The sequence below is a fragment of the Prolinoborus fasciculus genome, assembly GCF_056724605.1.
Map to the genome: position 1 here is coordinate 1 of NZ_JBWZQN010000089.1, position 8,597 is coordinate 8,597.

The window sequence follows — 8,597 nt, forward strand, 5'->3', positions numbered from 1 at the left end:
GAATAATTCAAGTGAATTTGTTTGAAAGAAGAACTTTAAAAGCTTTATTTTCACCCGATAAAATACCCATAAAACAAGAGGAAGCTCAAATGAGCTTCCTCTTGTGAAAAATTGTGGGACAGCAATGCCCAGTTGGGTGCTTTTTTAATTTGTCATGCTTATTTTTTCGGAGCAGGTACAGAAGCCTCGGTAGTAATGTTTACTGTAATTTTATCGCCCACATTTGGAACATAACCGCCTACCCCAAAGGCTGAACGGTTAAATGAAGTGGTTGCATTGAAACCAATCGTTTGTAATTTTGTCATTGGGTGCACGCCTTGTTTATTTAAAACTGCGTCCAGTACCACAGGTTTAGTGACATCTTTTACGGTTAAGTTACCGGTGATTTTGTATTTGTTTTTGCCTAAAGCCTGAACTTTAGTACTTTTAAAAGTGATATTCGGATATTTGGCAGCATCAAAAAATTCTGCTGTCTTAATATGGTCATCCAGCGCTTTCACATTCGTATTAATGCTTGCAACCGGGATATTCACATTGACCGAAGAATTCGCAGGTTTTACATTATCAACATTAATCGTACCCTGGATGTCACTGAAGTTTGCAGATGGTGTAGAGAAACCAAAGTGGCTCCAAGAGAACACCGTTGCTGAATGAGTCGGGTCAATCGTATAGGCCACTGGTTTTGCCATAGAAACTGTTGCTACAGATGCGACCGCCAAGCCTAATGCTAATGTTTTGAAATTCATGTTTTTATCTCACGTTTTGGATGTTATTAAGTGTATAGAATCTGGAACTGTTTACAGCCCTAAAGATAAAACGTTTTGTTGCAGCGATGAAACGATAAAATTGTAAGTTATTTTTTTAATTTTTGAGCTTTAATCCATACGGTACTGGATGAATCCAGTTTTCTTGGCGACTTTGTTATACAACGCTTGTGCCTGATGGTTTAATTCATGAGTCAGCCAGTAAACCCGGTCGCAATTACGCTGCTGCGCGACCTGATAGACATGCTGAATCAGCTTGCGCGCCACGCCCTGTCCGCGATAATCAGGATGGGTAAATAGATCCTGCAAATAGGCATAGGGTCTTACTGTCCAGCTACTGTTATGTTCGATGACATGCACAATCCCTACGACCTTTCCATCAATCAAGGCCGCAAAACCGTACATTGAATCTAACTCATAATTAGTTAATTTATCCCAGGTATTTTTACTTACCTCATCCGAAATTTGGGTCTGATAAAAGCGTTGATAGTCTTGCCATAAAAATAGCCATTCCGGCTGTGATATTTGCTCTAGAGATTTGATCTGGATCTGGCACTGTATATTCATGTTTAACTGCTTCTTTGGCTTATTTCTTTAATTTAAGTCGTTTCAATAGTGGTCGCTGAATTTTTATAGCGGCCTAAACTTAGCTTTATCTCATCTGGTGCTCATAAGCAACCTGTCAGATGAAAATCATCCGGCATAAAAAAAGTCCCAATCAGGGACTTTTCATGCATTATGTTTAAAGTTTTTCAACCAGAATACGATCAACCTGTTTTAGGCCAGTCGTCTTTTCATGATTTTTACGACGCACTTTAATGACCTTTTCTTCGGCTAATTCTTGCAGCATTAAATCAACTGCAACCATCGCTTCAAGAGGTAATTCCTGTCCGATCCACTTGAGTTCGCCTGCATCCATTAAAGTAATTTCATCGTTAATTTGTTCATACAAGCTCATGTTCATCTCACTCTTTCATTTCGACTATGGGAGAACTTTCTAACGATTGCCACATGAAAACAACGCTAAAAAGCGAAAAAATAAAAGACGCCCCAAAAATGGAGCGTCTTTTAATAAACCGCCTAATCAGTTGATTATGCAGTAATCTCTTTTACAGCTGCAACCACTGCTTCAGTAGTAATACCGAAGAACTGGAACAGATCTTTTGCAGGTGCAGATTCGCCATAAGTGGTCATACCGATTACGCGACCATCAAGACCCACAAATTTCCACCAGTAATCAACATGTGCAGCCTCAACAGCAACACGTGCACGAATATTTGATGGAAGAACCGCTTCACGATAAGCTGCATCTTGCTTCATGAATTCTTCAGCACATGGCATAGACACGACACGCACGCCTTCAAGCTGTGCATAAGCTTCCATTGCCAGAGATACTTCAGAACCAGTTGCAATAATGATGGCTTTCAATTCGCCTTTTTCTTCAGCCAGTACATAACCACCTTTCGCAGCGTTCTCAATTTGAGCTTGAGTACGGGTTTGGAATGGCAAATTCTGACGGGAGAAGATCAATGCGGTTGGACCTTCAGCACGCGTTAATGCAGATTTCCAAGAAATTGCCGCTTCAACCGTGTCACATGGACGCCATGTGTTTAGATTTGGCGTACCACGAAGGGATGCGATCTGCTCAACAGGTTGATGCGTTGGACCATCTTCACCCAGACCAATTGAGTCATGCGTATACACATGGATCACGCGCTGTTTCATCAATGCAGACATACGTACGGCATTACGTGCATATTCCATAAACATCAGGAATGTTGCTACGTAAGGGATAAAACCGCCATGCAGTGCAACACCATTCGCGATTGCAGTCATACCGAATTCACGTACGCCATAGTGTACGTAGTTACCTGCCGGATTGTCCTGTACGCCTTGCGCGCCTTTCCAAAGGGTCAGGTTAGAACCTGCAAGATCCGCAGAACCACCTAGAACTTCTGGCAATAATGGAACAAGTGCTTGTAATGCATTTTGGCTCGCTTTACGCGTTGCGATCGTTTCAGCTTTGGCATTCACTTCTGCAATATAAGCATCCGCTTTTGCAACGAAGTCAGCCGGTAATTCACCAGATAAACGACGTTTAAGCTCAGCTGCTTCAGCTGGATATTTTGCAGCATAAGCAGCAAATGTTTCGTTCCAAGCTGCTTCTGATTCAGCACCTTTGGCTTTCGCATCCCAAGCTGCATAAACATCTTCAGGAATTACAAATGCTTCATCAGTCCAGCCTAGTGCTTCACGAGTCAAGACGATTTCGTCATGACCGAGTGGTGCACCATGACTGTCTTCTTTACCTTGCTTGTTTGGTGAACCCAGACCAATCACAGTTTTACAAATAATGATGGTTGGTTTAGCAGTTTCAGCTTTAGCTTCTAAAGTTGCCTGACGGATTGCATCTGCATCGTGGCCATCAACTTTAATCACTTGCCAGCCGTACGCCAGGAAGCGTTGTTCTGTATCGTCAGAGAACCAGCCTTCCACTTCGCCATCAATCGAGATGCCATTGTCGTCATAGTAAGCAATCAATTTGCCCAGACCCAATGTTCCTGCCAAAGAACATGCTTCGTGAGAAACACCTTCCATCAAACAGCCATCGCCAAGGAAGCAGTAAGTGAAGTGATCTACAACTTGGATATCGTCTTTGTTAAATTGTGCAGCTAGGGTTTTTTCAGCCAGTGCAAAACCAACAGCATTCGCGATGCCTTGACCTAAAGGACCAGTCGTCGTTTCAATTCCTGGCGCATAGCCCAATTCCGGGTGACCAGGTGTTTTAGAATGAAGTTGACGGAATGCTTTTAGATCTTCAATCGAAAGATCGTAGCCCGTTAAATGAAGAAGCGCATATTGAAGCATAGAGCCATGGCCATTTGACAATACAAAACGGTCACGGTTTGCCCAATTCGGGTTGGTAGGGTTGTGGTTCATGAATTCACGCCAAACCACATCAGAGATATCTGCCATCCCCATTGGAGCACCTGGATGTCCTGAGTTTGCTTTTTGCACAGCATCCATTGCCAATACACGAATTGCGTTTGCAATACGACGTTCATTAAGCGGGGTTGTCATAAATCAGAGTCCAAAATATTCAGAAATAGGAAATGATGAAAAGACTTTCAAAACTGCTGTCTATTGTCTTAAAAAAACAGCGAGGGGTAAAGACTAACCAACAATATTTATCAGTTTATTGAGTGTCTCTTGCCTTATCGTACAATTATTCCACATTTCTTCTTCGGCTTCGCTTCTCTCTACCAGTTTTCAGATTGAATTATCCCTCATTTCCTAGCTAACTTTATTGTCTGTATCTACAATTTAAGCAGATAGACAGGATTGAATTTATGCTGATTTTGTTTCTATTTCATATGTCTCACATCATTATTTTTGAAGAAAATCTATACAATTAACTAAACTAGTCATAATGTAATTTGTACTAAATTTTATAAAATATGGGTAGGATTTTTTGATATACAGGTGAAACCTAATTTGCTTAGGCTAATTTTCAACTTCGGGAGAGTTATTGCCCTTGGCAGTCTTTAGGCAAATAGCGCTGCTGAATATCAGTGGAATAACATTTGCCACTATGAACATCAAAAGCAACCGATTTCCCGCGAATCGCAGCATCTACTCCCTGCTCTCGTATCTTGAACTCTATCCGGCACGTAGCGTTAATGATCACTTTTTCGATATATTGACCATGCCCACCAATCTCGCGTCCGGCATCACAGTGCTGATCCGAAGCAATAAACTGGGTTCGATATGCTCCAGCTTGCTCAAATACTTCGGCCAATTGATTACGCACGACATAAGCTTGATAACTCATAAAAGCCATCGTTACTAAAATCGCGATGATGATGAGTACGATCAGTACTTCAATCAGGGTAAATGCCTTTTGATACATGATTTCTGATCTCCGTACAGTCTTGCTCCAAGAAGTCCATAGCAAAAGATGTCGCCACTCCTAACCAGCTAATGTGGAAGACTTAGCGCTAATATGAAGACACGCTTGAACATCGACAAGACAGTTGGTCGCAAGGCGCACAGTCTGAATCTGCTTTATTGATGTAATGATCACTTGCTTAAGTAAATTTTGAATTTTGAGCTTTGTATTTTTTCTATCGTCTATTTTTTTAAGATTTAATCGGAAATCTAAGCATTTAATTTTCTGACAGTCTGACAGATTAAAATATTGTTGCTTCATATTCCCCAATCAATAATGCTGCCTAAATAGACATATCAATTTTTTTAATTCTATTAATCAATTAAAAACACAATAATTTGAAACAATTTCGACCAATTTTGTCCTGTTAAGCTAGTCCTAGAGCGCAACTCGATGTAACATATCGGGTCTTTAAAATTAACTGTGATAGGACTATGCGCGAGTACGCTGTATTTACTTCGGAATCTGTAAGCGAAGGCCATCCAGATAAAATGGCTGACCAAATCAGTGACGCTATTTTGGATGCAATCTTAAAAGAAGACCCATATGCACGGGTTGCTTGTGAAACGCTTGTAAAAACAGGTGCGGTTGTACTTGCCGGTGAAATCACAACGACAGCAAATGTTGATTTTGAGGCAATTGTACGTCATACCGTAAACGGAATTGGTTATCACCATTCTGATCTTGGTTTTGATGGCTCAACCTGTGCCGTGATCAACATGATTGGTAAACAGTCACCTGAAATTGCTCAGGGTGTAGACCGCCAGAAACCTGAAGATCAGGGTGCCGGTGACCAGGGCTTGATGTTTGGTTATGCAAGCCGCGAAACTGATGTATTAATGCCTGCGCCGATTTCATATGCGCATCGCTTGATGGAAAAACAGGCTGAATTACGCCGTAATGGCACCTTGCCATGGTTACGCCCAGATGCAAAAAGCCAGGTAACGTTTGCTTATGAAAATGGCGTACCAGTTCGTTTAGATGCAGTCGTTCTTTCGACTCAACATGATCCTGAAATCACTCAAGCAAACCTGAAAGAAGCTGTGATTGAAGAAATCGTGAAGAAAATCATTCCTGCTGACATGTTCCATGCAGAGACCAAATTCCACATCAACCCAACGGGTATGTTTGTGATCGGTGGTCCTGTGGGTGACTGTGGTTTGACTGGACGTAAAATTATCGTAGATACCTACGGTGGTATGGCACGTCACGGCGGTGGTGCTTTCTCTGGTAAAGATCCATCTAAAGTTGACCGCTCTGCTGCATATGCAGGTCGTTATGTAGCGAAAAACATCGTTGCTGCTGGCCTGGCTGACAAGTGTGAAATTCAGGTGTCTTATGCAATTGGTGTTGCTGAGCCAACTTCAATTTCAATCAATACCTTCAATACTGCAAAAGTCTCTGAAGAATTGATTATTGCACTGGTTCGTGAACATTTCGACTTACGTCCATATGGCATTACCCGTATGCTTGACCTGATCCAGCCGATGTATAAGCAAACTGCTGCTTATGGTCACTTCGGTCGTGAAGGTTCTGATACTGCCTTTACCTGGGAAAAAACTGACAAAGTGGAAGCGCTTAAAGCGTCTGCTGGTCTATAAGTTTTTCTTAAAAAAAGCCTGCATCATGCGGGCTTTTTTTATGTCTTTCATTTCTTCATCTTTAGAATTATCTCTAGGTCGTGATGACAAATATTTAAATGCCAAGCTTCATACTATAACCTGCCTATCGAATGATACTATTAAGACTTCCCTCTCTGTGAATATCACTATTCCATGAAACTTAAAACAACTTCCGACTGAGCCATTATAGTATAAGTATCGAAAAAAGTTACAGTTAATCAACAAATGTTGATCTATTTGCTAGCATAAATCTAAATAAATGGCTGCTAAATTAGATTGCAGCTCTACAACAACAAAAGGATATTACTCGATGAATAAATTACTGATTGCTTTAGGTTTGGCGACCACTGTTGCCTTAGTCGGCTGTAGTAAAGAAGAAGCGCCTGAAACCGGCGCAACCACAGGTGAGCATTTAGAAAATGCAGCCAATCAAGCCGGTCATGATATGGAAGATGCCAGCCGTGAGGCTGCGGTAGAAACCGAACGAGCAATGGATAATGCCGCAGAAAATACTGCTCAGGCAGCGGACGAAGCAGCTGCTGCAACGTCTAGAGCAGCAGATGCCACTGCGGAAGCAGCACGTAAAGCAACTGCAGCAACTGCAGCGGCAGTTGAAGAAGGTGCCGGAGAAGTTCGGGAAAAAGCTGAAAACTGATTTTAGCATTCAGTTTGATGTTTAAAAGCCTGCGATTGCAGGCTTTTTTATCAGAGATGATTTTAAATATCGAATGATCTAAATTGAAATTGCATTATTTCTTGAGGGGATCAATTTTTTATCTAAGTGAGTGGATAAAATCAGATAAACTGATAAAACTTATCAAGTATTAGAATGAATTAATTGTGATTCACTACGCAAAACGGGCTGCATTTAAACTGAAATTCAGTAGAATACCAGCCTTTATTTTTAAAATTCAATCTCCCATGTCAGTCATTGTTGCTGCTTCCCAACGGTCGAATATTTCGGTCTGGGCAGCTTTTATCTTGCTTATCATAGGTACAATCGGTGCCTATCAAATCGTAGGCTTAAATCAGGCCTTATTATTTTTGGTTGGTGGTGCACTGGGCATGACCCTGTATCATGCTTCATTTGGTTTTACTTCGAGCTGGCGTGTCTTTATCAAGGAACGTCGCGGTCGTGGTTTACGCGCACAAATGATTATGCTCGCTCTGGCCGTTTTGCTGTTCTTCCCGACTTTAGGTGCAGGTGAATTGTTCGGTAATCCAGTCAAAGGCAACGTTAACCCTGTTTCCATGTCAGTTATGATTGGCGCCTTTATTTTCGGTATTGGTATGCAGCTCGGTGGCGGTTGTGCATCAGGTACGCTATATACCGTGGGTGGCGGTAGTGCACGTATGTTGGTAACGCTACTGTTTTTCTGTATCGGGTCTGTGATTGCGACCTCGCACCTTGACTGGTGGTTTGCCCTGCCACATCTTGAACCGATTTCCATAGTAGAAAGTTTAGGCGTCCTCCCTGGATTGCTGTTGAGCTTTATCGTTTTTGCCATCATTGCTGCGGCGACTGTTTATTTCGAAAAGAAACGTCATGGCAGCCTGGAAATTGAGCCAAGCAGTGAACATCAGGGCTGGAAGCGCTTTGTTCGTGGTCCATGGCCTCTGATTTGGGGCGGTATTATTCTGACCTTGCTCAATTTTGCGACTCTGGCACTCGCAGGTCGTCCTTGGGGCGTGACCTCTGCGCTGGCAGTTTGGGGTGCCAAAGGTGCTACGCTTGTGGGTGTTGATGTAGCTTCTTGGGATTATTGGCAAAAAGCAGGCAATGCCAAAGCACTGGCAGAATCATTATGGTTTGATATTACCTCAATGATGAACTTCGGTATCATGCTGGGTGCTTTATTGGCAGCTAGCTTGGCAGGTAAATTTGCGCCGAATTTTAATATTCCAAAGCGCTCACTGATTGCTGCTGTTGTAGGTGGCTTAATGCTGGGCTATGGCGCAAGACTGGCTTATGGTTGTAATATCGGTGCATATTTCAGTGGAATTGCGTCGGGTAGTCTGCATGGCTGGTTATGGCTGGTGTTTGCCTTTATCGGCAATGGCATTGGGGTAAAACTTCGTCCGATCTTCTTCCCGAATGAAAAACCGCAGCCTGAAAAACTGACCGGTTGCTAATGTGTCTTGTCCTGAAATAGATTGACAGTATTCCACTTCAAACCGAGTTAAGCAATTAGCTCGGTTTTTGTTTGCTCATACATCTGATTCGGGGTGTTCATATTTAAACTTAAATGCGGTCTATAACAA

General features: G+C 42.2%; 8 protein-coding genes. 3 read left to right on the forward strand and 5 right to left on the reverse strand.

Features of this window, described 5'->3' with window-relative positions:
* Positions 1-158: 158 nt before the first annotated feature.
* The 5 genes from AC1P5O_RS15510 to AC1P5O_RS15530 form a co-directional block, all read right to left on the reverse strand.
* The gene (locus tag AC1P5O_RS15510; protein WP_004729881.1) at positions 159-746 is read right to left on the reverse strand and encodes a YceI family protein; all 588 of its coding nucleotides are present in this window, start codon (positions 744-746) and stop codon (positions 159-161) included.
* 129 nt (positions 747-875) lie between these two features.
* Complete coding sequence (locus tag AC1P5O_RS15515; RefSeq protein ID WP_004729882.1) at positions 876-1,331, reverse strand: GNAT family N-acetyltransferase; 456 nt, start codon at positions 1,329-1,331, stop codon at positions 876-878.
* 175 nt (positions 1,332-1,506) lie between these two features.
* Positions 1,507-1,722 carry a hypothetical protein gene (locus AC1P5O_RS15520; protein WP_004729883.1) on the reverse strand — a complete coding sequence of 72 codons (216 nt, stop codon included), beginning with the start codon at positions 1,720-1,722 and terminating at the stop codon, positions 1,507-1,509.
* A 134-nt stretch (positions 1,723-1,856) separates the two neighbouring features.
* A complete protein-coding gene (gene tkt, locus AC1P5O_RS15525; RefSeq protein WP_005263115.1) occupies positions 1,857-3,845 on the reverse strand; it encodes a transketolase in 1,989 nt (662 codons plus the stop codon).
* 445 nt (positions 3,846-4,290) lie between these two features.
* Positions 4,291-4,674, reverse strand: coding sequence for a pilin (locus tag AC1P5O_RS15530; protein ID WP_005263117.1), 384 nt, complete (start codon positions 4,672-4,674; stop codon positions 4,291-4,293).
* 473 nt (positions 4,675-5,147) lie between these two features.
* Here AC1P5O_RS15530 and metK point away from each other — a divergent pair, with 473 nt between their 5' ends.
* The 3 genes from metK to AC1P5O_RS15545 all read left to right on the forward strand — a co-directional run bounded on the left by metK (position 5,148) and on the right by AC1P5O_RS15545 (position 8,468).
* On the forward strand, positions 5,148-6,314 hold the full coding sequence (gene metK / locus AC1P5O_RS15535; RefSeq protein ID WP_004729886.1) for a methionine adenosyltransferase: 1,167 nt from the start codon (positions 5,148-5,150) through the stop codon (positions 6,312-6,314).
* A 331-nt stretch (positions 6,315-6,645) separates the two neighbouring features.
* Positions 6,646-6,990, forward strand: coding sequence for a hypothetical protein (locus AC1P5O_RS15540; protein ID WP_005104359.1), 345 nt, complete (start codon positions 6,646-6,648; stop codon positions 6,988-6,990).
* A 266-nt stretch (positions 6,991-7,256) separates the two neighbouring features.
* A complete protein-coding gene (locus tag AC1P5O_RS15545) occupies positions 7,257-8,468 on the forward strand; it encodes a YeeE/YedE family protein (RefSeq protein WP_005263127.1) in 1,212 nt (403 codons plus the stop codon).
* The last annotated feature ends 129 nt before the right edge of the window (positions 8,469-8,597 follow it).